The following is a 25,230-nucleotide window of genomic DNA, read 5'->3' as shown; positions in this document are numbered from 1 at the left end:
CCCCCATCATGAAAAAAACATATCTCCTGCTGGCAGCACTCCTGTTGACCACCGGCCTCGCCGCTCAGAACCCTACGGCCTATTTCATGGAGGGTTCGACCTTCCGTTCGCAGTTCAACCCCGCCTTCGCCCCCCTGCGCGGCTACATCAACCTCCCCGCAATCGGAGGCATGAACATCAACCTGAGCGGAAACATCGCTCTCGACAACATCCTCTTCGCACGCGACGGAAAACTCGTCACGCTGCTCGACAGCTCCGTAACCCCCGACCAGGCGCTCCAAAACCTCAAGACCAACAACCTCATGGGGCTCGATACCCGGATCAACCTCCTCGGATTCGGCAAGTTCACCAAAAACCACAAGAATTTCTGGTCCTTCGATGTCAACATCCGGGCCAACGAGAGCATGAACCTTCCCAAATCGCTCTTCGAATTCCTCAAACGCGGGCAGGAGGGAAGCATCAAAAACTTCGGAGCCGCCATCGAATCCTATCTCGAAGCCGGATTCAACTATTCGTTCCCGCTGCTTGACGACAGGCTCTACGTGGGTATCCGAGGCAAGTTCCTCGCAGGAATCGCCCGCGCACAGGTCAACTACGACCAGTTCGACGTCTCGCTCCAGCAGGACCGCTGGGCCGTGGTCACGAAGGGAACCATCGACATGACGGTCGACGGCGCCTCCGTAGAACCCGATCCCGAAACCGGAATCTTCGAGTTCGGAGATATCGACTACAAACCCCGCAAACCCGCCGGTTACGGATTCGCCGTAGACCTCGGAGCAACCTACGACATCCTGCCCAACCTCCAGGCTTCACTCGCCGTCAACGACCTGGGATTCATCAACTGGAACAAGAACAGCACCGTCTCGGGCGTCTCGACCCAAACGGCCGAATTTACCGGCGTGGCAGTCTCCGGCGACGGAACCGAATCGGCCCCCGATTTCGATTTCGAAATGATGAAGTTCACGCAGACCGACACCCCAAAATCCACGAAAATGCTCCGCGCAGCGGTCAATGCAGGCCTCGAATACGAACTCTGGAACCACTGGGTCGGATTCGGACTCCTCTATACGGCCCGCTTCTGGGAGTACAAGACCATGCACAACATCACCGGTTCGGTGAACTTCCATCCCACCCGCTGGTTCACCCTCACGGGAAGCTACTCCGTACTCAACAACCGCGGCAGCGCCGTCGGTCTGGGCCTGAACCTCTGCCCGGGATGGATCAACTTCTTCGTTGCCACCGACCTGCTGCTCACCAAACGCACCCCGCAATGGGTGCCCATCAAGCAGAGTTCGGCCAATCTGACCCTCGGAGTGGGAATTCCCCTCGGAAAGCGCAGCCACCGTATCGCCGCCTACATCCACGGAAACGACCGGAAATAAATTTTCAGGGAAGGGGCGAGAGGAGCGTGTAATGTTCAGAGGGAAGGCAAGAGAAGCGCATAATGTTCAGAGAGGGGGGGGCGTAGAGGAGTTTCCCACCCCCCCCGAATACGCAGAACACGAAGCCCTGACGACTTCGTGTTCTATGTATCCATTCCGGACGGAAAAGAGGCAAAAAGAGCATAAACCAAAAAAATCCGGGAAAAACAACGCTGAAAAGTCCAACTTTCTCGACATTTTGGACACACCCATGCCACTTTCGAGCAAAGATCTTGCAAGTCCGGAAAGTTTGTTTATCTTTGCAGAGGATGAGTGAATTGCGGACGTCTCCTGTGACACCCCCTTCGGCCATGCCCGGGAAAATTGCGACGGCCCAAAAAATTTGTGTAAAGTTGCGTCACTAAATTTTTTATTGAATTCTTCAAGACGGGCCGTCGCTTTTTTCGCTCCTCCCTTCATACACAAAAACCATACCGTTCCGAATGCCGGGCCCGAGGCGTCACGACACCATCGGTGCATCTAAGCCTGCTCCAACTGCCGGGCCAGAGCCACCCGTGTCGCGGCACGGCCCGCCTCGATGAGCTCCGCCGAACGGTAGAACTCGAACATCCCGTAACTGTCGGCAGGCATCTGGACCAGCACGTCGGGACGGTAAAGCCGACACATCAGCTGCGTGATGTGCTGCTGCATGATCTGCGACGAGGCGATCAATACCTTATAGTAATTGAGCGAAGCGTTGGCCCGCGTGGTCGGGTCGGCTCCGAACGGCGCACTTACATCCACGGCGACCAACAGGTCACCCTCTTCGCGCCGAACCCGGTTCAACGGCAGCGGGTTGACCGTCCCGCCGTCGACGAGCACCATCCCGTCGCGGTGCACGGGCCGGAAGACCGAAGGGATGGAGATCGAGGCCCGGATAGCCTCGTACAACCCGCCGCGGTCGAGCACCACCTCGCGCCCCGTGAGCAGATCGGCCGCCACGGCGGCAAACGGAACCGGCATCTGCTCGATCTGCACATCGGGAATCAGCTCCTGCATGGCCTTCATCACCCGGTCGCCCTTGACCAGGCCCTCGGAGCTGAGGGTGAAATCCACCAGCCCGAAGACCTTGTACTTGTCGAGCGTACACATCCACTCCTTGAACTCCGTCAGGCGGCCCGAAGCGTACACCCCTCCGACCAGCGCGCCCATCGAAGTCCCGGCCACCGCCGCAATCTCGAATCCCTGACGCTCCAACTCCTCGATGGCGCCGATATGCGCCACTCCCCGGGCTCCGCCTCCGGCCAGCACCAGGGCTACTCGTCTCTTTTTCATCCGTTCCGTCTATTATTCATTCCGCGGCTGACCGCTCCGGTCTCCGACCGGTCGCGGCATCCGGATCATTCCACAAAAATCAAGCCGTCCATCCGCACGTCGTGCGCCTCGACGGGCAGGTCGTCAACCACCTGATGGGCATAGCAGATGCCGATCTTCACGCCCCGGAACCCGGGCTGCGAGAGATAACGGTCGTAATACCCACGGCCACGGCCGCAACGCGCCCCCTCCCGGGTAAAGGCCACGCCGGGAATCAGCAGCAGGTCGATCTCCCCGGGCGGGCAGAGGCGGGCCTCAGGCCCCGGTTCGAGAATTCCGAAGGCTCCCCGGACAAGGGTCCGGGGATCGTAGTCGAAAAGACGCATCGCATCGCCCTCGACCCGCGGAAGCGCCAGGCGCTTCGAACCGCTCCAGCGCCGCAGACCCTCCGACAGGTCCGGTTCGTCGGGCAGCGCGCAGTAAAGACCCACCGTGCGGGCCTGCGCAAAAAACGGAAGAGACTCCACCCGGACAACGAGCTGCAACGACACCGCAGCCCGCCGTGCGGCCTCCACACCCCGGTTCAGGGAGCGCATCGCTTTCCGAAGCTCACTTTTAGTCATAAAACCCGCTTTCAAGCTGTAAATTTCCCGCCTCTTTTATTGTTATTCCGCAAACAATGGCTATCTTTGCGCAGGCATTCCCGCCACGAAGATCCCCCGTTCCGGCCTCCGCCCCGGATTCCGGTCGAAAACGGCGCCGTCTTTGCCGGGAAAACAACAGAAACGCACAAATCATTAACAAATATAACAAATTTCAAAAAATTATGAGCTGTTTCCTATCCAATTCCTCGCTCGGCAAGAAGTTAGTTATGAGTGTGACGGGCTGCTTCCTCGTGCTCTTCATCCTCTTCCACATGTCGATGAACGTCACGGCAATCATCTCGCCGGAGGGTTACAACGCAATCTGTGAATTCCTCGGGGCCAACTGGTATGCCCTGGCCGGCACCGTCATCCTGGCCGCCGGTGTCCTGATTCACTTCATCTACGCCATCATCCTCACGCTCCGAAACTACAAGGCCCGCGGCTCGCAGCGATATGCCGTTACCGTCCAGGAACCCGGTGTGGACTGGGCTTCGAAAAACATGCTCGTGCTGGGATTCATCGTCCTGGCCGGTCTGCTGCTCCACCTCATCAACTTCTGGTCGAAGATGCAGCTCGTCGAGATCATGGGCGAACACGAATCAATGGTCGGCGGACAGATGATCGCCGCAACCGACGGCGCCGCGCTGATCGCCTACACCTTCTCGAAATGGTATTACGTGGTCATCTACCTCGTATGGTTCGCCGCCCTCTGGTTCCACCTCACCCACGGCGTATGGTCCATGTTCCAGAGCGTGGGATGGGCCAACGACACCTGGTATCCCCGGCTGAAGTGCATCGCCAACATCGTTGCGACGATCATCTTCCTCGGATTCGCGGCCGTGGTCCTCGTCTACTTCTTCTGCCCCTGCATCGCGGGCGCCTGCTGATCAAACCCTGCTTTTGTAGAACAATAAACACACAAACGATATGGCTTTAAAATTAGATGCTAAAATCCCTGCCGGGCCGCTCGCCGAAAAATGGAGCAACCACAAGGCAGCTATCAAGGTCGTAAGCCCCGCCAACAAGCGCAAGCTCGACATCATCATCGTCGGTACGGGTCTCGGAGGCGCCTCCGCAGCCGCCTCGCTCGGAGAACTCGGCTACAACGTCAAGGTGTTCTGCATTCAGGATTCGCCCCGCCGCGCACACTCCATCGCCGCACAGGGCGGTATCAACGCAGCCAAGAACTACCAGAACGACAACGACTCCGTATACCGTCTCTTCTACGATACGATCAAGGGCGGCGACTACCGCGCCCGTGAGGCCAATGTCTACCGTCTGGCCGAGGTCTCGAACCTGATCATCGATCAGTGCGTCGCTCAGGGCGTCCCCTTCGCCCGCGAGTACGGCGGTCTGCTGGCCAACCGTTCGTTCGGCGGTGCGCAGGTTTCGCGTACCTTCTACGCCCGTGGCCAGACCGGCCAGCAGCTGCTGCTCGGCGCCTATGCCGCCCTCAACAAGGAGATCGCCGCAGGGTCGGTCAAGAGCTACCCGCGTCACGAAATGCTCGACATCGTCATCGAGGACGGCGAGGCCCGCGGCATCATCGCCCGCAACCTCGTCACGGGTGAGATCGAGCGCCACGGCGCCCATGCCGTTGTGATCGCCACGGGCGGCTACGGCAACGTCTTCTTCCTCTCGACCAACGCCATGGCTTCGAACGGCTCGGCAGCCTTCCAGTGCTACCGCAAGGGAGCCGGCTTCGCAAACCCCTGCTTCACGCAGATCCACCCCACGTGTATCCCCGTCCACGGCGACCAGCAGTCGAAACTGACCCTCATGTCGGAGTCGCTGCGCAACGACGGCCGCATCTGGGTTCCCAAGAAACTCGAAGACGTCAAGGCCATCCGTTCGGGCGCCAAGAAGCCCTCGGACATCGCCGAAGAGGACCGCGACTACTATCTGGAGCGCCGCTACCCGGCCTTCGGTAACCTCGTGCCGCGTGACGTGGCGTCGCGTGCCGCCAAGGAGCGCTGCGATGCCGGGTACGGCGTGAACGAGACCGGTCTGGCCGTCTTCCTCGACTTCAAGACCGCCATCGAGCGCCTCGGAAAAGACATCATCAAGCAGCGTTACGGCAACCTCTTCGACATGTACGAGGAGATCACCGACGTCAGCCCCTACGAGCAGCCGATGCAGATCTTCCCCGCCGTGCACTACACCATGGGCGGCATCTGGGTCGACTACAACCTCATGACCACGATCCCCGGCCTGTACGCCATCGGCGAGGCCAACTTCTCGGATCACGGAGCCAACCGTCTGGGAGCTTCGGCCCTGATGCAGGGTCTGGCCGACGGTTACTTCGTCCTGCCCTACACCATCGGCGACTACCTCTCGCACAAGATCCAGGCCCCGAAGGTGAAGACCGACACCAAGGCCTTCGACGAGGCCGAGAAGGGCGTGCGCGAGAAGATTGCCAAACTGCTCTCGATCAACGGAAAGCAGTCGGTGGACGACATCCACAAGAGACTCGGACACATCATGTGGGAGAACGTCGGAATGGCCCGCACGAAAGAGTCGCTCCAGAAGGCCATCACCGAAATCCAGGCCCTGCGCAAGGAGTTCTGGAAGGATGTGAAGGTCGTAGGCCGCGAGAACGATTTCAACGTCGAACTCGAAAAGGCACTGCGGCTGGCCGACTTCCTCGAACTGGGCGAACTGATGGCCCGCGACGCCTTGAACCGGGAGGAGTCCTGCGGCGGTCACTTCCGCACGGAACACCAGACCGAAGAGGGTGAAGCCAAGCGTGACGACGAAAACTTCACCTATGCCGCCGTCTGGGAGTACAAGGGCATGGACCAGGTCCCGGAGATGACCAAGGAGCCCCTGAACTTCGAGTTCGTACACCCCGCACAGCGCAACTACAAGGACTAAGCCCATTTTGACGTTGAACTTTAAGATCGAAAAACAATGAATTTCACATTAAAGATATGGCGTCAGAAGGACGCTAAATCCAAGGGAGCGTTCGAAACCTACAAGGTGGAGAACATCTCGGCCGACACCTCGTTCCTGGAGATGCTCGACATCCTGAACAACGACCTCGTACACCAGGGCAAGGAGCCCGTGGCTTTCGACCACGACTGCCGCGAGGGTATCTGCGGCATGTGCTCGCTCCACATCGACGGTCAGGCACACGGCCCCAGCCAGGGCGCTACGACCTGCCAGATCTACATGCGCAAGTTCAAGGACGGCGCAACGATCACCATCGAACCGTGGCGCTCGGCCGCATTCCCCGTCATCAAGGACCTCGTGGTGAACCGTTCGGCCTACGACCAGATTCTCCAGGCCGGAGGTTTCATCTCCGTGCGCACCAACTCGGTGCCCGATGCCAACGCCATTCCGATTCCGAAGAAGGATGCCGACGAGTCGATGGATGCCGCAGCCTGCATCGGTTGCGGAGCCTGCGCCGCGACCTGCAAGAACGGTTCTGCCATGCTGTTCGTGGCTGCGCGCGTCTCGTCGCTGGCCAAGCTGCCCCAGGGCCGTGTCGAGGCTGCACGCCGCGCCAAGGCGATGGTTGCCAAGATGGACGAACTCGGATTCGGCAACTGCACCAATACCGGTGCCTGCCAGGCCGAATGCCCGAAACAGATCTCCATTACGCATATCGCCCGCTTGAACCGCGAGTTCCTCTCCGCGAAGTTCAAGGACTAACGGATACGGTAAGCGTAGCCACAGAAAATCCCCGGAACAGCATTCCGGGGATTTTTCGCTGGTAGTAGCGGGCGATATGCGTTTTACGCAACCGTTATTCACAATCCCTCCCGACCTCCCTTTGGAAAAGGGAGGAGCAGGGCCCGCCTGAACCGCGAATTCCTCTCCGCGAAGTTCAAGGACTAACGGATACGGTAAGCGTAGCCACAGAAAATCCCCGGAACAGCATTCCGGGGATTTCTGTTTCGCGGCGGGCGATCTGCGTTTTACGCAACCGTTGTTCACAATCCCTCCCGACCTCCCTTTGGAAAAGGGAGGAGCAGGGCCCGCCTGAACCGCGAATTCCTATCCGCCAAGTTCAAGGACTAACGCCTGCGAAAACGTTTCAATAGAAAATCCCCGGAACAGCATTCCGGGGATTTTTCGCTGGTTGTAGCGGGCGATCTGCGTTGCACGCACCCGCCCTACTCCTTCGGACGCTTCGGGCGGATCGTTGACAACCGCGAAACCTGCTTCAAATCGAACAGTCCGTAGATATTCACCGCCACGGTCTCCTTCGGGCCATAAGTCAGCATTAACAACTCCGAATAGCTGTAAAACTCCGCTTCCCGAAGGTAAAAACGAGTCGTCTGCCCCCCGGAACTCTCCGACATCACCAACTGGAACTTGAAAACCGGATCAGAGGCCAACGCCTCGGCATCTTTCAGAAACGTGGCACAATCCCCGCCATCCACGGTTACAATCCGGATATAGTGGATGCCATCCAACAGTTCAGCCAGTTTCGCATCCCCTTTCTCGGCCGCCTGACGGCTCATCATCCGCATCATCTTGCGTTCCAGTTGCACGCTGGAAAAACCTTCGGCCTTCGAGTAGCGGTCGAAAAACCTCCACGATGCGTTCTGCGCCCGCGCCAGGAACGGCACGGTCAACAGAATCAGAATCAAAATCCGTTTCATAACACACTCGATTTACAATCCAAAACAGATTCCGAGCGAGAGCGGATGCACCTTCGGCCCCACCCCGTTCTCGAAAAGCGGCGTCACGCCGTAACGGAAATAAACACCGCACCGGTAATAGGTGACACCAACCCCGACGCCGAACTGGAAAGTCCGGACTCCCGAAAGCGGATTCTTCACTTTGGGGTTCTTGTAGATGGAGTTGGCACCCATCGTAAAGTCGAAATAACCGCTCAACGAAAGGGTCATCTGCTTCACCGGATGGTAGGCCAGATGCAATGGGATACCGAGCGAGGTAATGCGGAGTTTCGACTTGTCGGCCTTCTCATCGAGCGCAACGGGGACAACCATCCCGTTTTCGTTGCCGAGCGTGATCGAATTGTTGGAAAGGCGGTAGTTGTCGACCGTATAACGCAGTCCGGTCGTCATATCGAACCGACGTTGCTTGCCGAACACGTAGTTCAGTCCGGCGAGCGTCGTCGAGAAGTGGAACGATTTGCCGCCGCGCAGGTCAAAGAACGAGTCCGTACCCGCCGGATAGGCACCGTAATCGACTTTCGAAGGGATGTTGTAACCCCACTCCGACTTGTAGAAGAGAACCAGACTGCAACGCGGCCGCCTGATCCGCGCATTGCGATCCCGGATCTTCTCGTCCGACAACGAGGAGAGCGTAATGCCGAAGCCCGCCACCTCGAGAACCACCTCCTCGCCCTCGGCCGAACGCCGCAGCGCCACCAGATCTGTATCCACGGGATCGATCCGTTCCAGACTGTCGGCGGCGATCGGGCGGTCGCTCAACACCAGCCGCGCGGTCGAATCCCGTTCGGCCGGCACCGGCTCCACCGGGACGGCCGGGGCTGCCGGGACTGCCGGGACCTTCGAAGGTTCGGGCGTCTGCCCCGAAACCGGGAACGCCAGCAGGAGCATCGCGACAAAAGCCGCAGCAAAGCGATAAATCAAACGTTTATCCATCGTTTTTCAGTTTTTAATTGTTTTCGATCAGTTCATCGACCAGGCGGTCCGGGGCTTCGAGGATCGCAAAGGAGTCGAAATAGACGGTCGTCTGCAGGGCGATCTCCCGGTCGTAGACGGGTTTGCCGTCGATATAGCAGTAGGGTTTGCGCAGCAGTTCCGCCCCGAGGAAGAGCCCCAACGCCACAACGGCCGCCGCCGCAACGCTCCAGAAGAGCCGCCTCCGACGTCCGTACCGGTTGCGGACGGACGACGGGCCGGACAGCCGGCCGGACGACAAGGTCCGGTCATCGGGCTGCGCGGCAAGGTCCAGCTGCGCGGCCGAATCGGATTCGGGCGGCAGACCGGGACGGTCGGCAAACGGCCGGAGCGGTTTTTCATCGGATCGAAGTGCCCACTCCCCGTCGGGCGCCTCGCTACGGGGCATCCGTTCTTCGGCAAGCGCCCCGAACCCGTCGAAAAGCAGCGACAGTTCGCGCAGCGACTCCGGCAATCCCTCCGTCGTCCGCAGCAGCTCGCGCAGCTCCCGCTCCTCGGCGTCGGTCGCCCGCGCCTCCAGCCAGCGTTCCGCCAGCCGTTCAATCCGTTCGTGTCGTTCGTTCATCGTTTCTCATTTTTTGCAGAATACCCCGAAGGGCCATCCGTCCCCGGGAGAGGATCACCCGCACCTGCGCCTCGTCGCAACCGAGCATCGCGGCGATTTCCCGCGTCGGGTACCCCTCGATCTCCTTCAGGTGGAGCACCTCCCGCTGCCGCTCCGGCAGGGCCGACAGCGCCCGCCGCACCAGTTCGCGCACCTCCCACCCCTCGGCATCCGCCGCAATCGAGCGTTCTCCCGTCGCAGCAACCGCCTCCCGGCGCCGTTCGTCCGCCTGACGGCGGCGCAACAGGTCGCAACAGCGGTTGCGCACGGCCGTCATCACGAACGGCTCGACCTTCCGGGGCATCTCCCGCCGCGCGTGTTCGCTCCACAGGCGCATCAGCAGGTCGTGAACCACATCCTCCGCCTCGGCCGACGAGAGCAGCAGGCTCTGCGCATAGCGGAACATGCGGTCGCGCAACGGCAGGACAAAAGCGGTGAATTCGGATTCCTTCATGGTATCTGTAAGACGAAGATGCCGGGCAAAACGCAACATCGGAACTCCAAATATCGCCATTTTCCCGGCAAAAATCCGAGAAAAAGCACTTTTTTGCAGAAATTTTCAAGAAAACGAGTACTTTGTATTGCATAATACTAAAAAGTGTTTTATATTTGCACTGTCAAAATAGTAAAACCCGCAAAAAATTACCCGGCAAAAGCCGTTACGACCATGAAAGAGACTGTAAACGTAAGCATCGGTTCGGTGGTGTTCACCCTCGACCAGGATGCCTGCCAACTTTTGAGCAGCTACTTCGACGACATCCGCCGGCGGCTCCCCGAAGACGATGCCGAAACGATGGCCGACATCGAAGCCCGCGTGGCGGAGATCTTCCGCGAACGGGTCGTATCCCCCATGCGCGTCATCACCATCGAGGTCGTCCGGGCCACCATGGCCCAGATGGGGGACCCCTCCGATTTCGGCGAGATCCGCCGCCCGGGAGCGGAGAGCGGCGCCGCGCAAACGGGAAGCGACCAGGCACAGAACCCGCCCCGAAAACTCTACCGGTCCCGGACCAACCGCTCGATCGCAGGAATCTGCGGAGGGCTGGGCGAATTCTTCGATGCGGACCCCACGATGATCCGGCTCGTGATGCTGCTGCTGATCCTCTTCGGCGGACTCTCCATCTGGGTCTACATCATCCTCTGGTTCGTCATCCCCGAAGAACCGGCCCGGAAATTCAACCCGTTCCGCAAAAAATCCTGAAACACAATGACTGCAAACAACAACCGACACCTCTACCGCTCCCGTGAAGAGTGCATCATCGCCGGAGTCTGCGGAGGCCTGGCCGACTACTTCGGACTCGATGTCTCGAAACTGCGCGTCGCCCTGCTCATCATGATCCTCCTCGGCGGACTCTCCATCTGGGTCTACATCATCCTCTGGCTGGTCGTGCCGCAGAACCCCAAAGGTTAAAATTCAAACACCATGGCTGAAGACAACGTAAAGGCGCAAATGCGCAAAGGAATTCTGGAGTACTGCATCCTCGCCATCCTCTCCCGCGGGGATTCCTACGCTCCGAAGATCATCGCCGAACTCAAACAGGCCGAGATGATCGTCGTCGAGGGTACACTCTACCCGATCCTCACCCGGCAGAAAAACGCCGGTCTGCTCACCTACCGCTGGGAAGAGTCCCCCCAGGGCCCGCCCCGCAAATACTACACCCTCACGGAGAAGGGCCACGAATACCTCCGCACGCTCGACGAGGCGTGGGACGAACTCGTCGGACAGATCCGTCGCATCCGTCACGGAAATACCGAAGAAAACAACTGAACCCCTTAAAAACAGCGAGTCATGAAAAAATTTCTGCTGATAACCATACCGTTCGTAATGCTGGCGGCCGCCTGCACCCTCTGCAGCGTCTGCTTCGCAAGCACCCTGCAGGGCAAGAGAGTAATCAAGGGCAACAGCCATATCGTCACGAAGGAGATCCCGGTCCCCGAATTCGATGCCATCAGCGTCTCGCGCGCCATCCGCGTCATCCTGACGGAGCAGGGAGACCAGATCCGCATCGACGCCAACGACAACCTGATGGAGTGGGTGGTCGTACAGGCCGAAGCCCGGGAACTCCGGATCACGATCGACCCCGAAATCAAGCAGGTCCGCAACGTGAAGGTGACCGTGACCGTTCCGGTCGGCAACCGTACGCTCCGGCTGCTCAAAGCATCGAGTGCCGCCGAGATTCAGGGCAAGGAGGTCGAGATCAAGACCTCGGCGCTGCGGGTCAAGGCCTCCAGCGCCGCAGAGATCCAGACGTCGGTCAAAGCCCAGTCGTGCGACATCGACGCTTCAAGCGCCGCGACGGTCAAGGCGACGGTCAAGGCCGCGACGTGCGACATCGACGCGTCGAGCGCCGCCACGGTCCGTGCCGAGGTCAAAGCGCAGTCGTGCACGGCCGGCGCATCGAGCGCCGCCGACATCGTACTCAAAGGGGGCACGATCCTGTTCGAAGGCAGCAGCAGTTCGGCCGGCAAGATCAACGCCGCAGAACTGGTCTCGACGCGTGCCGACGTCCAGGCTTCGAGCGGCTCCGACATCACGGTAACCTGCTCGGAGGAGCTCCGGGCCCGGGCTTCGAGCGGCGCATCGGTCCGCTACGGCGGCGACTGCCGCGTCGAGTCGACGAAATCCAGCGGCGGCAGCATCCGTAAAAAATAACCCACACACACAGAAACCCCACACACAACCATGAAAGAAGTCAAGAAATGCAGCATCTCGGGCGTGGCCTTTACGATGGACACCGACGCCTACGAAGCCCTCGATGCCTATCTCGAAAGCCTCAAGAATTACTACAGGGAGACGCCCGACGGCGCGGAGATCGTCGCCGACATCGAAGCCCGCATCGCGGAGTTGATCCTCTCGACGCAGGACAACACCCGGGTGGTCGAGAAGCCCCTCATGATGAACATCATCGCACAGATGGGCTCCGCCGAGGACATCTCCGACCAGAACGCCGACCACGACCTGCAGTACGAAACCCCGCGCATCCCCCGACGCCTCTACCGTGACACCGAAAATGCCAAACTGGGAGGCGTTTGCGCCGGAATCGGCAAATATTTCGACATCGATCCCGTCTGGGTACGCCTCGGGCTGTTCCTGCCGCTGCTGCTCTCCTTTTTCGGAGGAATTCCCTTCCTCTTCTGGTTCGGGCCCCTTTTCGGCAACCTCTTCGGCATCTTCCTGATCTGCTACTTCATCATGTGGTTCGCCGTCCCGGCCGCCCGCAGCGCCCGCCAGAAACTCGAAATGAACGGCGAAAAGATCACCGCACAATCCATCGGCGAGGTCACCGCCGCAACCAGCAGCAACGAACCCGATTCGAAAGCCAAGCCGATCGTAGCCGAAGCCGTGTCGCTCTTCGGGAAGATCGTGCTGATCCTGCTGAAGATCTTCGCCGGGATCCTCGTCTTCGGGCTCATCATGGGTGCCTGCGCCCTGATCATCGGACTCTTCGCCGTCGTGACCGGAGGTCCCGAACTGATCCACCTCGGAGGGTTGAACGACTTCTCGCTCTGGGTCCCGATCCTCGGCATCTTCATCGTCCTGATCCCCGTCATCCTGATGATCTACGTGCTGATGTGCCTGATCGCCTCGCGCAAGCCCGGCGGCAAGACCGTCCTGATCATCTTCCTGCTCTGGATCCTCTCGATCATCGGCTGCTCGGTGACCGCCATCCGCGAGAATGTCAGCGACAAGCTCCACAAGAAAAAGGCTGCCGTAGAACGGGTCCTGCGCAGCGAACTCATCATCGACGGAGACACCACCACCCTCGAAAAACTGCTGGAGGACTTCGACGAGGAGAGTGTGATCGAAGAGGGACGCCAGACCCTCCACATCGCCGTGCCTTCGAAATCGATCGACATCACCGTGGACAAGGAAGAGGGCGAACTGAAGGTCAATGCCGACGGCAAGGAGGTCTCGATCCGCGCGGGACAGGACGAATACAATCCCGAGGTATCGGTCCGCGACAGCAGCGAGACCCCCAAGAACGACGAAACATCTGAAAATTAACCGGGCAACCCATCCCGACGACGGACGGCAACGGAAGTTTGCCGCCCGTCGCTGTTTCTGTCACATTTGGCCGAGTTTTTGAAAATCCTGAAAAAAATCACTAACTTTGACCGGTTTTGTTGTTTTAAACAAATGTGATATGGCTGGAATCAAATGCATCGGCATCCTGACATCCGGAGGCGACGCCCCCGGCATGAATGCCGCAATCCGCGCCGTGACCCGCAGCGCCATCTTCAACGGATTCTCCGTAAAGGGTATCATGCGCGGCTACAAGGGCCTCGTATTCAACGAGATCGTAGAATTCAAATCGCAAAGCGTCAGCAACATCATCCAGTTGGGAGGTACGATCCTCAAAACGGCCCGCTGCAAGGAGTTCATGACCCCCGAAGGCCGCAAACAGGCTTACGACAACATGGTGGCGGCCGGGATCGACGCCCTGGTGGTTATCGGAGGCGACGGTTCGCTCACCGGAGCCAGCCTCTTCGCTTCGGAATACAACGTCCCGATCGTGGGGCTGCCCGGAACCATCGACAACGACCTCGGAGGCACCGACTCCACCATCGGATACGATACGGCACTCAATACCATCATGGAGTCCGTCGACAAACTCCGTGATACTGCATCGAGCCACGAACGCCTCTTCTTCGTCGAGGTGATGGGGCACACGGCCGGTTACCTGGCCCTGAACAGCGCCATCGCCACGGGTTCCGAAGCCGCCATCATCCCGGAGATGGAGACCGAAGTCGACCAGTTGGCCGAACTCATCAACCACGGATTCCGCAAAAGCAAGAATTCGGCAATCGTAATCGTTGCCGAGAACCCCAAGACCGGAGGCGCCACGGCCCTGGCCGAACGTGTGAAGAAGGAGTTCCCGCAATACGACGCCCGGGTGACGATCCTCGGGCACATCCAGCGCGGCGGATCCCCGACGGCTTTCGACCGCATCCTCGCCTCGCGCATGGGCGAGGCCGCCATCGAGGCGCTCCTCGACGGGCAGCGCAACGTCATGATCGGCACGATGAACGGAAAAATCGTCTACGTACCCTTCACCAAGGCCGTCAAGCACGACAAGGGAATCGACCGCGGCGCCCTCGAACTGGTGAAAATTCTCTCGATCTAACCGGCCGCGTCGTGCGACCTTGCAGAAAAACCTCATGAACTTCAACGAAAGACCCGAACACAGACGCATCAGGCGCGTCATCGGAATCGGCAATGCTCTCACGGACATGCTGGTCAATCTGAAAACCGACTCCGTACTGGGGAGGTTCAAATTGGCGAAAGGCTCCATGAGCCTGGTGGATACCCGGCTCCAGACCGAGATCTCGAAATCGGTCGCCGGACTCCCCTACTCGCTTTCGCTCGGAGGCTCGGCCGGAAATACGATCCGCGCCATGGCGCAACTGGGCTGCAGCGTGGGATTCATCGGCAAGGTCGGTCCCGACACCACGGGCGACTTCTTCGTGCAGGCGCTGGACAACCTCGGAATCGAACCGATCATCTTCCGCGGCAAGGAGCGTTCGGGGAAATGCGTGTCGCTGATCTCCGCCGACGGCGAGCGAACGATGGTCACCCACCTCGGCGCCGCCCTGGAGCTGGCGGCCGAGGAGATCGAGCCGACGATCTTCGACGGGTACGACTGCCTCTACGTGGAGGGCTACCTGGTCCAGAACCACGACCTGATCCTCAAGGCCGCACGCACGGCCAAGGAGTGCGGGCTGAAGGTCGCCATCGACCTGGCCAGTTTCAACATCGTGGCCGAGAATCTCGAATTCCTCCGCGGGCTGGTCCGCGAGCATGTCGATATTGTCTTCGCCAACGAGGACGAAGCCAAGACCTTCGCCTGCGAGGCCGAACCGCTGAATGCCCTGCAGGCCATCTCGGAGATGTGCGAGCTGGCCATCGTGAAGATCGGCACCAAGGGAGCGATGATCAAGCGGGGCGACGAGGCCGTACACGTAGGCATCATGGCTGCGGCAAAACGCGTCGATACGACCGGTGCGGGTGATTTCTACGCTGCAGGCTTCATGGCGGGGCTCTGCGACGGCCTGACCCTGCGCCAGTGCGGGACGATCGGAGCCATCACGGCCGGCAAGGTGATCGAGGTCGTAGGCACGACCTTCGGCGAAGAGGCCTGGGAGGATATTCACCGGCTGGTCAGCAAGGTCAAGCACGAAAAGTACCTCTTCTGACCCACGGCAGAAGCGCTTGAAAATGAGAGAACGGACCTTTGCGGGTCCGTTTTTTTGTCACAGCCGGGGGGGGCGAGGCAGAGGCCGCAGGGAACGTCGCGGCTCGCGGAAGGGGGGGGCAGGTTACGCCTCGCGTTCCCCTCCGCCGAAAAGGCCCCGGGAGATTCCGCAACGCAGGCGCAGCAGCCAGAGCGCCTTGCGGGGTGACAGGCGAAGGAGGAACCCCAATGCCAGCAGCATCGTTGCCGCCCATTTGGCGATCTCGGCGGCAAGGGCCTCCGGCAGGCGGCAGTCCCGCTGCGCCCGGAGGCGCTGGCTCGCCCCGACGTTCCGGCTCAGGCGCCGGAAATAGTCGAGCGTGAGTTTCTGCGGCGGGATGATGTGCCACATCACGGCGTCGGGAACGTACCAGAGCGTCTCGCCGCCCCGCTGCAGGCGTTGGAAGAAGTCGGACTCCTCACCACCGGCCAGTTTGCCGTCCACACGCCCCAGCGCCGGATCGAACCCCCCGTATTTCACCACGACCGAGCGGCGGAAAGCCATGTTTCCGCCCCCCGGGATCCGTCCCGCAGGAAACGGACGCACCTCCGGTCCGAAATCCATCGGATTGGCGATGGGCCGTTCGGTGTAGTGCGACATCCACTCCGGGCGTCCCGCGGGATACTCGGCGATGATCCGACCGCCGGCCACCGCAGCGTCGGGATGCGTATCGAAAAACGAGGCATAGGCCCGCAGAAATCCGGGATTGATCCGTTCATCATCGTCGATAATGGCCGCCAGCGATGCCGTGGTCTCCCGAAGCCCCCGGTTGCGGGCGTGCGAGAGTCCCGGCTTCGATTCAAAAACCATGCGGAGGTTCAGTTCCGGACAGTGTGCGGCAAACGCCGCAAAACGCGCTTCAGTATCGTCTGCCGAGTTGTTGTTCACGACCACGCACTCCCACTCCCCGGGCGGGAGATCCTGCCGCACGACCGACTCCAACGCCTCGATGAGCTGTTGCGCCCGATTGTGGGTGGCAATTATGAGCGAAATGCGAATCATCGTGCGAATATAACGATTTATCCGTAGAAAACCGTATATTTGCACAAATATAGTTCCTATGTTTACGATCCGAGTAGACCGCACCGATAGCGGATAGAAGAAAAAAGCTATCGAGATTTTGGTTAGATTAAAGCAGCCAAACCTTAACTAACTAAAATAGCGATAGCCATGAGAGGACAAAGAAACGAAATTAGTTTCAGAGGACAAAAGATTTATATAGGGATCGATGTCCATTTGAAGAGTTGGTCGGTTACGGTCTTGTCGGAGACCTCCGTGCTGAAGAAGTTTAGTCAGCATCCGAGTCCGGAAGCATTGCACGGATTTCTGGCGCGGAGTTATCCGGGAGCCGAATATCATTCGGTATACGAAGCCGGCTTCTGCGGGTTCTGGATACACGAACGGCTGACGGCATTAGGGATTGACAACATCGTGGTCAATCCGGGGGATGTTCCGACCAAGAGCAGTGAAAAGCTTCGTAAGAGTGACGCCGTGGATAGCAGCAAGCTGGCGCGGAGTTTACGAGCCAACGAACTGAAAGGCATTTACACGCCGGACAGCGCATCGTTGGAGATGCGTTCCTTGATAAGATTGAAGAACTCGATAACAAAAGACACGACGCGTCAGAAGAACCGGATCAAGTCCCAATTGCGGTATCTGGGCATTGGGATTCCACAAGAGTTCCTCGAACCGTTCTCCAACTGGTCAAAACGTTTTATTGCCTGGTTGAAGGAGGTTGAAACCCTCACACCGAGCGGGCGTCAGGCCCTCGACATTCAAATCCGGCATCTGGAGGAGCTACGCCGCCAGAAGTTGGAGATGACACGGGCTTTGCGGACATTGGCCAAGACGGACCGGTTTCGCGAACCGCTGCGGTTGATTATGACCGTTCCGGGGTTCGGACAGGCTACGGGAATGGCATTTCTTTCGGAGATATGCGACATTGCCCGTTTCCGCAATGCCGAACAACTGGCCGCCTATATCGGGATGATCCCGATGTGCCATTCCAGTGGAGAGAAAGATGGGACAGGAGACATTACCGTGCGAAGAAACGCCGTCATGCGCTGTAACCTGATAGAGGCCGCATGGGTGGCGGTACGTCAAGACCCTGCGATGAACCTGTTTTTTACTGAACAGTGCAAGCGAATGCCAAAGAGCAAGGCCATCGTAAAGGTCGCTCGCAAACTGGTCAACAGATTATACTTCGTACTCAAGCACCAGACTGATTATGTCAATAGTGTCATGTCATAGAGAAACCCTTCCGGTAAACGGATTTTCCCAGAGAGAATACTACATGATGTTTGCGGCGTTAACGTCCGCTTAAAATAGTTTGCTCCTCTGGCCTTTGTAAACTAATACAGGAACATGCGGCAGCGTGCTGACCGCTGTGGAAAGTCTGTTTACCGAAGGTTTTTTACGGGTTCTGAAATCTCGGCTTTCGAAAGGGCCAAAGGTGTTAAGCACGAAGTGTCTCCGCACCGGCTCGATCAGAGGCCGGCGGAGTCACTTGTGCCTTGACCTTTGGCCGGGAAGATCTTCAAGAAACGCAATATGTTGTTAATGAAATAAAAACAAATCTAACCAAAAACTTTGATCCAAATTTATTTGGATTGTAACTGGAAAAAGCCTCATGAACATGCAGAGACAAATTCGCAACTTTCTGTCGGTTGTGGCGATCCTGATCGCCGCAACGGCCTTCGGGCAACAGGTCTCCTGGACCGGCACCGCCGAACCGCTCGAAAACAACGAATACCGCATCATCCTCAAAGCGGAAATCCCCGCAGGCTATCACATGTACGACATGGGGCCCTATGAGAACGGAGGACCGAATGCCACGGCCATCAGCTTCACCCCTTCGGAAGGGATCGAGATCGTGGGTGAGGTCGAGCCCCTGACGGCTCCCCACCGCTATTTCGACGAGATGTTCCGGACGGAGATCGGGACCTACGAAGGCCAGGCGCAGTTCGCACAGCGCGTGCGGCTCACGGCCGAACAGGCTTCCGTCACGGCCGCCATCGAGTGGATGATCTGCGACGACCGGAGTTGTATGCCCCCCGAGGATACCGAACTGACGATCTCCGTGCCGGCCGCCGCAAGCGCCTCGACGACCTCCGCCGAGGCCCAGATCACGGAGGCCCCCGCCGCCCCTGCTGCCCCCGCCGCCAAGGATGCCGCAGGAAGCGGCTCGCTCTGGGGACTGATTATCGAGGCGATCCTCTGGGGATTTGCCGCCCTGCTGACCCCCTGCGTCTTCCCGATGGTCCCGATGACCGTCTCGTACTTCCTCAAGGGTGAGGGCGGCGCAGCCATGGGGCGCCTCCGCGCCTCGTTGTACGGCCTGTTCATTGTCCTGCTCTACACGGTGCCCATCGCCGCCATCATCCTCATCACGCGCATCGTCGGAGGCGACGCCGTGACGGCCGACATCTTCAACTGGCTCGCCACGCACTGGCTCCCGAACATCCTCTTCTTCCTCGTCTTCATGGTCTTCGCAGCCTCGTTCTTCGGGGCTTTCGAAATCACCATGCCCTCGTGGATTGTCAACAAAACAGACTCGAAAGCCGACACCAAGGGCATCGGAGGCATCTTCTTCCTCGCCCTGACGCTCGTGCTCGTCTCGTTCTCCTGCACCGGGCCCATCGTGGGGTCGGTGCTCATCAAGTCCACCTCCGGGGAGTTCTGGACGCCGATCCTCACCATGCTGGCCTTTTCGGTGGCCTTCGCCCTGCCCTTCACCCTCTTCGCCCTCTTCCCCTCGGTGCTGAAGAAGATGCCCAAGAGCGGCGGGTGGTTGAACTCCGTGAAGGTCGTCCTCGGATTCATCGAGGTCGCACTCGGCATGAAGTTCCTTTCGGTCGCCGACCAGACCTACCACTGGGGAATCCTTGACCGTGAAATCTACCTCGCCGTCTGGATCGTCGTCTTCTCGCTGCTCGGGCTCTACCTCCTCGGGAAGATCCGCTTTGCGCACGATGACGAAGTGAAACATCTCGGCGTCGGACGCCTTGCCCTGGCCATCATCGTGCTGTCGTTCGTCGTCTATCTGATTCCCGGCATGTGGGGCGCGCCGTTGAAGGGGCTTTCGGGATACCTCCCGCCGCTCACGACCCAGGATTTCGTCCTCGGAGCCAACACCGCCGCAGCCGCGCCGGCCGCACCGTCGGACGCCACCGTCGGGAAACCCAAATACAGCGATTTCCTCCACCTCCCACACGGGCTCGAAGGATTCTTCGACCTCAAGGAGGCCGAAGCCTATGCCGCCAAGGTCCAAAAGCCCATCTTCATCGACTTTACGGGCCACGGATGCGTCAACTGCCGCGAAATGGAGGCCCGCGTATGGTCCGACCCCGAGGTGCTGGAGATCCTGCGCAACGACTACGTGATCTGCGCCCTCTATTCGGATGACAAGAAGGTACTGCCCGAGAACGAATGGGTGACGACCGATGCCGGAAAGGTCCTCAAGAGCCTCGGGAAGATCAACTCCTACTACGCCCTGAAGACCTACGGCGTCAATGCCCAGCCCTACTACGTCCTGCAGGACAACCAGGGGAAGATCCTCACCGAACCCCGCGGTTATGACCTCGACGTCCAGGCCTTCGTTGACTTCCTCCGAAAAGGGATCGAGGCATACAAGAGCCGGCAATAACCGCAAAGCGATCTTTATAAGATAAAGAGAATCCCTTGCTGACGTTGCAGCAAGGGATTCTCTTTTTAGGTAATGATGCCAAAAGTGGTTGGTGTCGTATTGGATCAAATGACCAGAATTGTACGATTCTGGTCATTTGCGTTTCTTAATAATTCCATCATTGCTGTTCAGGAAAAGATACCACTTTACAAAGTCCTTAAAATGTTGTTCCGAGAGTCCACGATGGATTCTTAAATTATCCTTCAAGTGACCGAAGAACGACTCAATAGAATTTGAAGATTTAGGTACATTAGGGTATCGCGTGTATGAAAACAGATCGGGTATGGCACGCTTGATATGCGAGACACTTCGATGCAGCATCTTATGCGTAAACCACCATCTTCCCGACAGCTCATCTACGGTTTTTTCATTGATAAATGGTTCGTGTCGCCGATACCAGTCAATAAAAGCCCGTATCCATAACTGTGCCTCATCATGTGTTTGTACTCCATTTAACAAGTGCACCAGTTCGAGGAGTTCCTGTGCCGCTACGGTCTGTGGTTTGCGTGTAATCCACGTCTCTATCTCTCGCGCTACATGTACCGTACAACGCTGCAAGATCGCCTCCGGACACACTTCCCGCACCGCTTTTATGATATTGGGAGATCCATCACAGGTGACACTCTCAATTTGAATGCCGACATCGCGTATAGCCGTTAGGTCTGCTTTCAAATCCCGCAGCGTTTCACTCCTGGTTATGCGATAGAGGAGGGTCATCTTGATGTTGTGATCCCGATATACAACCAGACAAATCTTATTTGAGAAGTAGGTGCCGTCGATCAGAAGATTTACCTTCTCGCGTCGCTGTATCTGCCATAAAGGGCACTGGGGCAAGAGCCGATAGAAGTATCTTTTTAGGGTGCGTTCGCTGTATCCGCTCTCACTCGCAAGGTCACAAATACGCTGTTTACCGCGAACCCAACGCGCGAACCATATAAACTTGTTTTTATCGGAAATCCAGTCTCGACGATCCGTAAAATAGCTGCCACAATTCTTACAATAATAGCGGCTGCAACCGCTACGAGTACCCCATTTTATTGTCTCTAAAAAGCCACAATGAGGACAGCGTATTTTTCGTTTTTTTGACATAAAAATAGAGATTAGTAGAAACCCGTTTCTACTAATCTCTATTTTATCCTTATAACTACCAAATATTATGTCGGTTACATTTTATACCACCAACCAATTTTGGCATCATTACCGCTTTTTACGCACGCTTTGCTACTTCTTGAGGGGCGTCTCCTCGAAGGCCGCCTTCACCTCCTGTTTCCTGTCATGATGCTGTTTCGGGGTCGGGGCTTCGCCTTCCTTGACCAGCTGGCGGATGTTGCGTTCGAAATTCGCCTCGCAGGGCGTGCATTTTTCCTTCTCTTTCATACGCGGATGTGTTTTGGTTACAAACCGTCCGCTGCAAATTGCGGGCCGCAACCGTCCGGACGGACTCCGCCAGTCTCAACGCAACAGGCGTGCCGGAGCAAGCCGGAAACGGAATGTCCGATTCTCATAGGGAATCCGGTATTCGGGCCGCGGCAGCGCACCCCACGAATCCACGCAGCCAAGTCCCATCTGCACGCCGTCGATGCAGAGCCATACGCACGTATCGGGCTCGATCTCCGGGAAATGGAGCTGCTCCTTCACGTCTCCGCAGCTCAGCGCTTCGGGGGAATAGTGCAGTGCCGAAGCGGAGAACGGGGCATCCGACGTAATCCGCAGCCCCCAACCGCCCGGGCGGCTCTGCTGCCACCAGCGCAGGTCGCTCTTCGTGCCGGTCTCCTGCGGACGGATGTAGGGATAGGGCTGCTCGTCGACCGTCTGGCCGTACAACCCGAGGAAGGCCGACGATTTCCGGTCGGCGTAGTTCTCCACCGGACCGCGGCCGTAGTAGTCGATACGGTCGAAGTCCCCCGGCATGGCCATCAGCATCCCGAAGCGGAAGAGACGCGGCAGCGACTTGTCCGCAGCCTCGCCCTTCACCGCCACGGACTGCTCCACGGTGATCTCCCCGACGTTATTGATGGCGTAGTCCACCGTCAACGTCGCGGCATAGGCCGGGAAATCGTACACGGCGCGGACGCAGGCGATACCCTCCTTCAACTCATACTCCAGTGCGGTCAAACGCAACTCCGGATTGCGGATCGCCGCGTATTTCCGATGCAGCCCGGCCCCGAAGTCGTTGTCCGTCGGAGCACGCCAGAAGTTCGGGCGCAGCACCGCCCCCGGCTCCAGATACGGCACACCGCCGACCTCATAGCGGGTCATCAGGCCGTCCCGGCGCCGGAAATCGATCGAAAACTCCGACGACGAGATCCGCAGGTAGTTGCGGTCGACATCCGAAAGCGTCACGACGGGCTGCGTGAAGCGGTCCACGGCACGGTTTGCCGGGGTCAGCGGTTCGAACGTCCAGTCGGCAATCGCCAGCTGCGCCCGGGCGATGCGGAAGCCCGCCGGAAGGGCCGGTTCGGCACGCTTGAGGCGGTACTCCACGTTCAGCAGCAACTCACCCTCCAGTCCGGAGAGTTCCAGCGGCAGCGTATACTCCCGCTCCTGCTGCGGAGCCACGTCGAGGCGGTCTATTACCCCCGACTGCACGGCCCGCCCGTCGGCCAGCAGCGTCCACGTCAGCGAACAGTTCGACAGGTCGCGGAAGAAGTTTTCGTTATACACGGCAACACGGCCCGCGGGCAGATCCACGGCCCGCGTCCAGACGGACTGGTGCTGGAAGGCCACCTCGTCGTAGTGGGGGTTCGGACACCGGTCGGGCGAGATCAGACCGTTGTCGCAGAAGTTGTTGTCGCTGGCGTCATAGGGGTTGAAATCCCCGCCGTAGGCGTAGATCCAGTGCCCGTTGCGTTTCACGCGCAGCGACTGGTCCACGAAGTCCCAGATGAAGCCGCCCTGATACGACGGATATTTGCGGATCAGGTCCCAATACTCCCGGAACCCGCCTTCGGAATTTCCCATCGCATGGGCATACTCACACTGAATCAGCGGTTTGCGCGGATTGTTCGCGGCATACTGCTCGCAGCGTTCGTAATCCCAGTACATCGGACACATGATGTCCGTATTGTCGCCGCCCAGGGCTCGTTCGTACTGTACCGGACGCGACGGATCGAACGACTTGATCCACTCGTAGCAGGCCGTGAAGTTCTCGCCGTCGCCCGCCTCGTTGCCCAGCGACCAGACGATCACCGACGGATGGTTGAAATTCCGGACCACATTGCGGCGGTTGCGTTCAAGGTGTGCCTCGCGGAAGAGCGGGTTGCGCGCCAGGGTCCGCTCGTCGTAACCCATGCCGTGCGACTCGATATTGGCCTCCGCCACGACGTAGAACCCGTACTCGTCGCAGAGTTCGTACCAGCGGCTGTCGTCGGGATAGTGGCACGTCCGCACGGCGTTCACGTTGGCCTGCTTCATCAGCCGGATATCCTGCAGCATCCGCTCCTCTGAGACGTAGTAGCCGTTGTCGGGATCCATCTCGTGCCGGTTGACACCCTTGATCAGCACCGGCCGGCCGTTGACCAGCAGCTGCCCGTCGCGGATCTCCACGTTGCGGAAACCCACACCCAGATCGACGGCCTCGACCTCGCGCCCCGCCGAACGGAGCGAAACTCCCAGGCGGTAGAGTTCGGGCGTCTCGGCCGACCACAGCCGCGGAGCCTCCACCTCCAGCGTCATCCGTTCACGGGCCGATGCGATCTTCCGGCTCTGCTCCGCCACGACACCGCCGTCGGGGTCCGTGAGCGTAAGAACGACCTCGCTGCCCCTGGCCGCGGCCGAAAGCTCCAGGTCGGCATTCAGCACCCCGCGCGAGAAATCATCCCCCAGCGAGGCCGTATAACGCACGTCCACGAGATGCTCCCGCTCCCGCGAATAGAGGTAGCAGTCGCGCCCCACACCACTCAGGCGCCAGAAATCCTGGTCCTCGAGGTACGAACCGTCGCACCAGCGGAAAACCTGGAATGCCAGGAGGTTGCGACCGGGCCGGACGTAGCGCGTGATATCGAACTCGGCTTCGAGTTTGCTGTCCTCGCTGTAGCCCACGAACGAGCCGTTGACCCACAGCGAGATGTTCGACGTCACCGACCCGAAATGAGCAATGATCTGGCGTCCCTTCCACGAAGCGGGGATCTCGATCTCGCGACGGTAGGAACCCACGTGGTTCTCCTCCACGGGCACCTCGGGCGGATTGTTCGAAAACTGCTCGCGCCACGCATATCCGGTATTCACATAGAGCGGATCGCCGTAGCCGTTCACCTCCCAGAGCCCCGGCACGGGCATCGTCCCCCAATGTCCGTCGCTGTAGTCCGTCCGGTAGAAATCCGTCGGGCGCTCGTCGGCATTCTTCGCCCAGGCGAATTTCCAGTCGCCGTTGAGCGACAGGAAACGCTCCGAAGCGCTTTTTTCGCCCCGGAGGGCCAGCTCCGCATTTTCGTAGGCGAAGAACGAGGCGTGCATCGGAAGGCGGTTGATCGCATTGACCTGCGCATCGCGCCAGGCATCTTCGGGAACAGCCCCCCGGACGGTCGCCAGTTCCCCGGCGCACAGCAGCACAAAAGCGGAAAGGATTTGTAGTTTCATTGGTTTTTAGGGTTATTTTATGAAAAAATAGGATCACAGGCACATTCCCGACGGCAAAAGTTTCCAGACGTCCGGACCTTAACGACAAAGATAGGGAAAAAATACCTGTTTCTGTATATTCCTTGCCGGAATCGTCCTCCGGACGAATAAAAACAGAAAATTTTATTTATTTTCCGGCACAAAATCGTAT

23 protein-coding genes are annotated in these 25,230 nt (G+C 58.9%); 13 read left to right on the top strand and 10 right to left on the bottom strand.

Translation table 11 applies throughout. The annotated features are described in order from the left end of the window. Nucleotides 1–8 precede the first annotated feature (8 nt). On the top strand, nt 9–1,382 hold the full coding sequence (locus ABGT65_RS08550; protein WP_346701344.1) for a DUF5723 family protein: 1,374 nt from the start codon (nt 9–11) through the stop codon (nt 1,380–1,382). A gap of 519 nt (nt 1,383–1,901) precedes the next feature. Here ABGT65_RS08550 and ABGT65_RS08545 read toward each other — a convergent pair. Together ABGT65_RS08545 and ABGT65_RS08540 are read right to left on the bottom strand one after the other, a co-directional pair. After that, nucleotides 1,902–2,696 carry a patatin-like phospholipase family protein gene (locus ABGT65_RS08545; RefSeq protein WP_346701342.1) on the bottom strand — a complete coding sequence of 265 codons (795 nt, stop codon included), beginning with the start codon at nt 2,694–2,696 and terminating at the stop codon, nt 1,902–1,904. Between the two features lie 65 nt (nt 2,697–2,761). After that, nucleotides 2,762–3,298, bottom strand: coding sequence for a 5-formyltetrahydrofolate cyclo-ligase (locus ABGT65_RS08540; RefSeq protein ID WP_346701340.1), 537 nt, complete (start codon nt 3,296–3,298; stop codon nt 2,762–2,764). A gap of 203 nt (nt 3,299–3,501) precedes the next feature. Here ABGT65_RS08540 and ABGT65_RS08535 point away from each other — a divergent pair, with 203 nt between their 5' ends. Genes ABGT65_RS08535 through ABGT65_RS08525 form a run of 3 tightly spaced genes read left to right on the top strand, consistent with a single transcriptional unit; the run spans nt 3,502 to nt 6,973 of the window. Then, complete coding sequence (locus ABGT65_RS08535; protein WP_346701338.1) at nt 3,502–4,206, top strand: succinate dehydrogenase cytochrome b subunit; 705 nt, start codon at nt 3,502–3,504, stop codon at nt 4,204–4,206. A 40-nt stretch (nt 4,207–4,246) separates the two neighbouring features. Further along, nucleotides 4,247–6,193 carry a fumarate reductase/succinate dehydrogenase flavoprotein subunit gene (locus ABGT65_RS08530; RefSeq protein WP_346701336.1) on the top strand — a complete coding sequence of 649 codons (1,947 nt, stop codon included), beginning with the start codon at nt 4,247–4,249 and terminating at the stop codon, nt 6,191–6,193. A gap of 36 nt (nt 6,194–6,229) precedes the next feature. After that, on the top strand, nt 6,230–6,973 hold the full coding sequence (locus ABGT65_RS08525) for a succinate dehydrogenase/fumarate reductase iron-sulfur subunit (RefSeq protein ID WP_346701334.1): 744 nt from the start codon (nt 6,230–6,232) through the stop codon (nt 6,971–6,973). Nucleotides 6,974–7,437: 464 nt separating this feature from the next. On the opposite strand, the gene ABGT65_RS08520 is transcribed toward ABGT65_RS08525, so the two are convergent. Genes ABGT65_RS08520 through ABGT65_RS08505 form a run of 4 tightly spaced genes read right to left on the bottom strand, consistent with a single transcriptional unit; the run spans nt 7,438 to nt 9,998 of the window. Then, on the bottom strand, nt 7,438–7,929 hold the full coding sequence (locus tag ABGT65_RS08520; RefSeq protein WP_346701332.1) for a DUF4252 domain-containing protein: 492 nt from the start codon (nt 7,927–7,929) through the stop codon (nt 7,438–7,440). 12 nt (nt 7,930–7,941) lie between these two features. Then, nucleotides 7,942–8,901, bottom strand: a complete 960-nt coding sequence (locus tag ABGT65_RS08515; RefSeq protein WP_346701330.1) for an outer membrane beta-barrel protein — start codon at nt 8,899–8,901, stop codon at nt 7,942–7,944. A 13-nt stretch (nt 8,902–8,914) separates the two neighbouring features. Continuing rightward, nucleotides 8,915–9,505: a hypothetical protein gene (locus ABGT65_RS08510; RefSeq protein WP_346701329.1), complete on the bottom strand. Its 591-nt coding sequence runs from the start codon at nt 9,503–9,505 to the stop codon at nt 8,915–8,917. After that, the gene (locus ABGT65_RS08505; RefSeq protein ID WP_346701327.1) at nt 9,480–9,998 is read right to left on the bottom strand and encodes an RNA polymerase sigma factor; all 519 of its coding nucleotides are present in this window, start codon (nt 9,996–9,998) and stop codon (nt 9,480–9,482) included. Before ABGT65_RS08505 ends, ABGT65_RS08510 begins: the two co-directional genes overlap by 26 nt. Before the next feature lie 213 nt (nt 9,999–10,211). Here ABGT65_RS08505 and ABGT65_RS08500 point away from each other — a divergent pair, with 213 nt between their 5' ends. The 7 genes from ABGT65_RS08500 to ABGT65_RS08470 all read left to right on the top strand — a co-directional run bounded on the left by ABGT65_RS08500 (nt 10,212) and on the right by ABGT65_RS08470 (nt 15,739). Next, nucleotides 10,212–10,745 carry a PspC domain-containing protein gene (locus ABGT65_RS08500; protein WP_346701325.1) on the top strand — a complete coding sequence of 178 codons (534 nt, stop codon included), beginning with the start codon at nt 10,212–10,214 and terminating at the stop codon, nt 10,743–10,745. A 6-nt stretch (nt 10,746–10,751) separates the two neighbouring features. After that, nucleotides 10,752–10,955, top strand: a complete 204-nt coding sequence (locus ABGT65_RS08495) for a PspC domain-containing protein (protein WP_346701323.1) — start codon at nt 10,752–10,754, stop codon at nt 10,953–10,955. Nucleotides 10,956–10,967: 12 nt separating this feature from the next. Beyond that, nucleotides 10,968–11,312 carry a PadR family transcriptional regulator gene (locus tag ABGT65_RS08490; RefSeq protein ID WP_346701321.1) on the top strand — a complete coding sequence of 115 codons (345 nt, stop codon included), beginning with the start codon at nt 10,968–10,970 and terminating at the stop codon, nt 11,310–11,312. Between the two features lie 21 nt (nt 11,313–11,333). Next, nucleotides 11,334–12,197 carry a GIN domain-containing protein gene (locus tag ABGT65_RS08485; protein WP_346701319.1) on the top strand — a complete coding sequence of 288 codons (864 nt, stop codon included), beginning with the start codon at nt 11,334–11,336 and terminating at the stop codon, nt 12,195–12,197. Between the two features lie 30 nt (nt 12,198–12,227). Continuing rightward, entirely contained in the window at nt 12,228–13,550 is a 1,323-nt protein-coding gene (locus ABGT65_RS08480) for a PspC domain-containing protein (protein ID WP_346701317.1), read from the top strand. 139 nt (nt 13,551–13,689) lie between these two features. Continuing rightward, complete coding sequence (gene pfkA, locus ABGT65_RS08475) at nt 13,690–14,670, top strand: 6-phosphofructokinase (RefSeq protein WP_346701315.1); 981 nt, start codon at nt 13,690–13,692, stop codon at nt 14,668–14,670. A 67-nt stretch (nt 14,671–14,737) separates the two neighbouring features. Further along, the gene (locus ABGT65_RS08470; RefSeq protein WP_346703074.1) at nt 14,738–15,739 is read left to right on the top strand and encodes an adenosine kinase; all 1,002 of its coding nucleotides are present in this window, start codon (nt 14,738–14,740) and stop codon (nt 15,737–15,739) included. A gap of 123 nt (nt 15,740–15,862) precedes the next feature. Here the strand turns inward: ABGT65_RS08470 and ABGT65_RS08465 are convergent, their stop codons facing one another. Continuing rightward, nucleotides 15,863–16,780, bottom strand: a complete 918-nt coding sequence (locus tag ABGT65_RS08465) for a glycosyltransferase (protein ID WP_346701313.1) — start codon at nt 16,778–16,780, stop codon at nt 15,863–15,865. Between the two features lie 168 nt (nt 16,781–16,948). On the opposite strand from ABGT65_RS08465, the gene ABGT65_RS08460 reads away from it, so the two are divergent. Both ABGT65_RS08460 and ABGT65_RS08455 read left to right on the top strand, forming a co-directional pair. Continuing rightward, nucleotides 16,949–18,028: an IS110 family transposase gene (locus ABGT65_RS08460; protein WP_087309029.1), complete on the top strand. Its 1,080-nt coding sequence runs from the start codon at nt 16,949–16,951 to the stop codon at nt 18,026–18,028. Between the two features lie 385 nt (nt 18,029–18,413). Beyond that, entirely contained in the window at nt 18,414–20,423 is a 2,010-nt protein-coding gene (locus ABGT65_RS08455; RefSeq protein WP_346701311.1) for a cytochrome c biogenesis protein CcdA, read from the top strand. A 132-nt stretch (nt 20,424–20,555) separates the two neighbouring features. Here the strand turns inward: ABGT65_RS08455 and ABGT65_RS08450 are convergent, their stop codons facing one another. The 3 genes from ABGT65_RS08450 to ABGT65_RS08440 all read right to left on the bottom strand — a co-directional run bounded on the left by ABGT65_RS08450 (nt 20,556) and on the right by ABGT65_RS08440 (nt 25,040). Further along, nucleotides 20,556–21,551 carry a transposase gene (locus ABGT65_RS08450; protein WP_149873922.1) on the bottom strand — a complete coding sequence of 332 codons (996 nt, stop codon included), beginning with the start codon at nt 21,549–21,551 and terminating at the stop codon, nt 20,556–20,558. A gap of 132 nt (nt 21,552–21,683) precedes the next feature. Continuing rightward, nucleotides 21,684–21,839 (bottom strand): hypothetical protein, encoded by a 156-nt coding sequence (locus ABGT65_RS08445; RefSeq protein WP_346701309.1) that lies wholly within the window; start codon nt 21,837–21,839, stop codon nt 21,684–21,686. A gap of 75 nt (nt 21,840–21,914) precedes the next feature. Then, nucleotides 21,915–25,040 (bottom strand): glycoside hydrolase family 2 TIM barrel-domain containing protein, encoded by a 3,126-nt coding sequence (locus ABGT65_RS08440; RefSeq protein ID WP_346701307.1) that lies wholly within the window; start codon nt 25,038–25,040, stop codon nt 21,915–21,917. Nucleotides 25,041–25,230: the final 190 nt, after the last annotated feature.

It is taken from the genome of uncultured Alistipes sp., from assembly GCF_963931675.1.
GTDB lineage: Bacteria > Bacteroidota > Bacteroidia > Bacteroidales > Rikenellaceae > Alistipes.
This window is presented reverse-complemented; position numbering and strand designations above follow the sequence as displayed.

What these genes read in the sequence shown, in the direction of transcription:
- ABGT65_RS08550 (WP_346701344.1), top strand. Translation starts at nt 9, where the DNA reads ATGAAAAAAACATATCTCCTGCTGGCAGCACTCCTGTTGACCACCGGC.
- ABGT65_RS08545 (WP_346701342.1), bottom strand. Translation starts at nt 2,696, where the DNA reads ATGAAAAAGAGACGAGTAGCCCTGGTGCTGGCCGGAGGCGGAGCCCGG.
- ABGT65_RS08540 (WP_346701340.1), bottom strand. Translation starts at nt 3,298, where the DNA reads ATGACTAAAAGTGAGCTTCGGAAAGCGATGCGCTCCCTGAACCGGGGT.
- ABGT65_RS08535 (WP_346701338.1), top strand. Translation starts at nt 3,502, where the DNA reads ATGAGCTGTTTCCTATCCAATTCCTCGCTCGGCAAGAAGTTAGTTATG.
- ABGT65_RS08530 (WP_346701336.1), top strand. Translation starts at nt 4,247, where the DNA reads ATGGCTTTAAAATTAGATGCTAAAATCCCTGCCGGGCCGCTCGCCGAA.
- ABGT65_RS08525 (WP_346701334.1), top strand. Translation starts at nt 6,230, where the DNA reads ATGAATTTCACATTAAAGATATGGCGTCAGAAGGACGCTAAATCCAAG.
- ABGT65_RS08520 (WP_346701332.1), bottom strand. Translation starts at nt 7,929, where the DNA reads ATGAAACGGATTTTGATTCTGATTCTGTTGACCGTGCCGTTCCTGGCG.
- ABGT65_RS08515 (WP_346701330.1), bottom strand. Translation starts at nt 8,901, where the DNA reads ATGGATAAACGTTTGATTTATCGCTTTGCTGCGGCTTTTGTCGCGATG.
- ABGT65_RS08510 (WP_346701329.1), bottom strand. Translation starts at nt 9,505, where the DNA reads ATGAACGAACGACACGAACGGATTGAACGGCTGGCGGAACGCTGGCTG.
- ABGT65_RS08505 (WP_346701327.1), bottom strand. Translation starts at nt 9,998, where the DNA reads ATGAAGGAATCCGAATTCACCGCTTTTGTCCTGCCGTTGCGCGACCGC.
- ABGT65_RS08500 (WP_346701325.1), top strand. Translation starts at nt 10,212, where the DNA reads ATGAAAGAGACTGTAAACGTAAGCATCGGTTCGGTGGTGTTCACCCTC.
- ABGT65_RS08495 (WP_346701323.1), top strand. Translation starts at nt 10,752, where the DNA reads ATGACTGCAAACAACAACCGACACCTCTACCGCTCCCGTGAAGAGTGC.
- ABGT65_RS08490 (WP_346701321.1), top strand. Translation starts at nt 10,968, where the DNA reads ATGGCTGAAGACAACGTAAAGGCGCAAATGCGCAAAGGAATTCTGGAG.
- ABGT65_RS08485 (WP_346701319.1), top strand. Translation starts at nt 11,334, where the DNA reads ATGAAAAAATTTCTGCTGATAACCATACCGTTCGTAATGCTGGCGGCC.
- ABGT65_RS08480 (WP_346701317.1), top strand. Translation starts at nt 12,228, where the DNA reads ATGAAAGAAGTCAAGAAATGCAGCATCTCGGGCGTGGCCTTTACGATG.
- pfkA (WP_346701315.1), top strand. Translation starts at nt 13,690, where the DNA reads ATGGCTGGAATCAAATGCATCGGCATCCTGACATCCGGAGGCGACGCC.
- ABGT65_RS08465 (WP_346701313.1), bottom strand. Translation starts at nt 16,780, where the DNA reads ATGATTCGCATTTCGCTCATAATTGCCACCCACAATCGGGCGCAACAG.
- ABGT65_RS08460 (WP_087309029.1), top strand. Translation starts at nt 16,949, where the DNA reads ATGAGAGGACAAAGAAACGAAATTAGTTTCAGAGGACAAAAGATTTAT.
- ABGT65_RS08455 (WP_346701311.1), top strand. Translation starts at nt 18,414, where the DNA reads ATGCAGAGACAAATTCGCAACTTTCTGTCGGTTGTGGCGATCCTGATC.
- ABGT65_RS08450 (WP_149873922.1), bottom strand. Translation starts at nt 21,551, where the DNA reads ATGTCAAAAAAACGAAAAATACGCTGTCCTCATTGTGGCTTTTTAGAG.
- ABGT65_RS08445 (WP_346701309.1), bottom strand. Translation starts at nt 21,839, where the DNA reads ATGAAAGAGAAGGAAAAATGCACGCCCTGCGAGGCGAATTTCGAACGC.
- ABGT65_RS08440 (WP_346701307.1), bottom strand. Translation starts at nt 25,040, where the DNA reads ATGAAACTACAAATCCTTTCCGCTTTTGTGCTGCTGTGCGCCGGGGAA.